This window comes from Zooshikella ganghwensis DSM 15267 (genome assembly GCF_000428585.1).
Taxonomy (GTDB): Bacteria; Pseudomonadota; Gammaproteobacteria; order Pseudomonadales; family Zooshikellaceae; genus Zooshikella; species Zooshikella ganghwensis.
The window spans coordinates 1-1,869 of record NZ_AUAF01000330.1 but is presented as its reverse complement, the minus strand read 5'-3'; the positions used below and the strand labels follow the sequence as shown (position 1 = coordinate 1,869).

General features: G+C 39.9%; 2 protein-coding genes. Both read left to right on the top strand.

What is annotated here, in order from left to right:
- Positions 1 to 520: 520 nt before the first annotated feature.
- Positions 521 to 1,279: a ParA family protein gene (locus F607_RS0126620; RefSeq protein ID WP_094789921.1), complete on the top strand. Its 759-nt coding sequence runs from the start codon at positions 521 to 523 to the stop codon at positions 1,277 to 1,279.
- Positions 1,272 to 1,553: a hypothetical protein gene (locus F607_RS0126615; RefSeq protein ID WP_027710415.1), complete on the top strand. Its 282-nt coding sequence runs from the start codon at positions 1,272 to 1,274 to the stop codon at positions 1,551 to 1,553. The genes F607_RS0126620 and F607_RS0126615 overlap by 8 nt, the downstream gene beginning before the upstream one ends.
- Positions 1,554 to 1,869: the final 316 nt, after the last annotated feature.

The window sequence follows — 1,869 nt, the reverse complement described above, 5'->3', positions numbered from 1 at the left end:
TTAAAACAGCAAGGTATCGTAAAATTAAAGGCGGAAGGACTGTCCGTCTCTGCTGATGGAGGCTGTGTAAGTCTGGCTAATGCCAGCTGTAGCCTATGAAGTCAGAAGCCTCGCCCGATTAGGGCGGGGAGCAGTCACAGAGGTACTGATCTAGCTCTTTTATTATCCTGTCTGACTCCTTAAGTTCACACGACAACATCTGCCCTCCCCTACTCCACTTCAATTGATCAAAGCAATGTGGATTATGAGTGCAACCTGTTGCATATAATTCGTTGTCGCTTGATTAGAGTGTGAATTAATAGAATCAACTAATGTTATACGACTGACGTATGCAACAGGTTGCACCTATTACATTGTGAGTGATACATATAAGTGACTTGACCATTTTATGATCATGTGCAACAGGTTGCACATAGAATGCTATAAGGTGCTAAGCTGCCTAGTATGATTATTGTTTAAGCAATAACTAAGATAAGTGCAACAGGTTGCACCTGTTGATTTGAGTGATATAGGGGGGCGTATGAAAGCAAAAATTATAGCTTTGGCTAATAAGAAGGGCGGGGTAGGGAAGTCGAGTACAGCAATTAACTTAAGTGTATCGCTTGCAAAATTAGGGTATAGGACATTAGTGCTTGATCTTGATGGGCAGGCCAACACTACATCATGTTTAGTGAATAACTTTCGTGAGCTGAAGTACACGATTATGGACTTATTCATGAATAGAAAGTTAGCAGCGGGAGAAGCTGTGGTTGCTGCTAACCCTGGTGGTGAGGTTATAGATAACTTATTTATTATTGGTGCACATTTACAACAACAGGATGCATATGATTTTGTAAATAATCGCGCTGGCCGAGACTCAATTCTAAAAAAACATCTTGCACCGTTAGTCGATCAGTTTGATTGTATATTGCTGGATAGTCCCCCAGATGTTGGCCCTGCCACTATTAATGCTTTGAATGCGGCGGATTTAGCACTGATTCCTATCGATGGTTCTTTTAGTCTTGATGGTGTTGCTGATATTTTGAATATTATCGAGGAAGTTGATAATAATCGGCTTGATTATCTTATCTTGTTTAATAAGTACGACCTAAGAAGCACAAGCATCAATACTAAAATGGCTGATTTAGTAAGTGAATATAATGTAGCAAGTACGAAAGTTCGCACAAGCAAACCTATTAACAATGCTCAAATGGATTATGTTCCCCTTACCATGCATAAGGGTGACAGATCTGCGGTAGAAGACTATGACAAGTTGGCTCAAGAGGTGATGGATGTTTAATCGTCGGTTGGGAGTAAAACCAAAGCCTAAAGCGGTTCCTACTAGTACAGTTACAGAACAATCTAGCAGAGAAAGTACATATAAACGGCCCACTAAAGGAGTGAAGCTGACTAAAACGGAGTCTGAAAATCTTGAGAAACTAACAAAGTTGCTACGTGTTGAAACTGGTGAGAATGTTACAGATAACAAGACACTAAGAGCATTAACATACTTGGCAGATGACCCGAGTGTTGTGGAAGCGCTTGCTGAAGTAATTAGGAAGCAGCTGTCATAATAGGTGCAATAGGTTGCACCTAGTGTAGAGCACGTTGAAGCCAGGCAAAAGTTTTTCCAGTGAACTTTCAGAGGTCAGAGAGTACATAGAGCATTGCATCTTTTAGATAAGTAATTCCCTTACCCTATAAACGCAAGTGTATTACGAATAAGCTGATAAGCATAAAAGAAGTTATATAAATACGACAATATATGTATATTTGTACTAAAAAAGGCAGCACATGGCTGCCTCTCATTTTGTGCATCTTTCAGCTTGTTAACGGAAAGAGCGTAATTCCTAGTAATCTACGTTGTTAATGTTAATCGTAGGCTGTATC

Excerpts from the sequence above, each read along its gene's own strand:
- F607_RS0126620 (WP_094789921.1), top strand. The coding sequence starts at position 521 with ATGAAAGCAAAAATTATAGCTTTGGCTAATAAGAAGGGCGGGGTAGGG.
- F607_RS0126615 (WP_027710415.1), top strand. The coding sequence starts at position 1,272 with ATGTTTAATCGTCGGTTGGGAGTAAAACCAAAGCCTAAAGCGGTTCCT.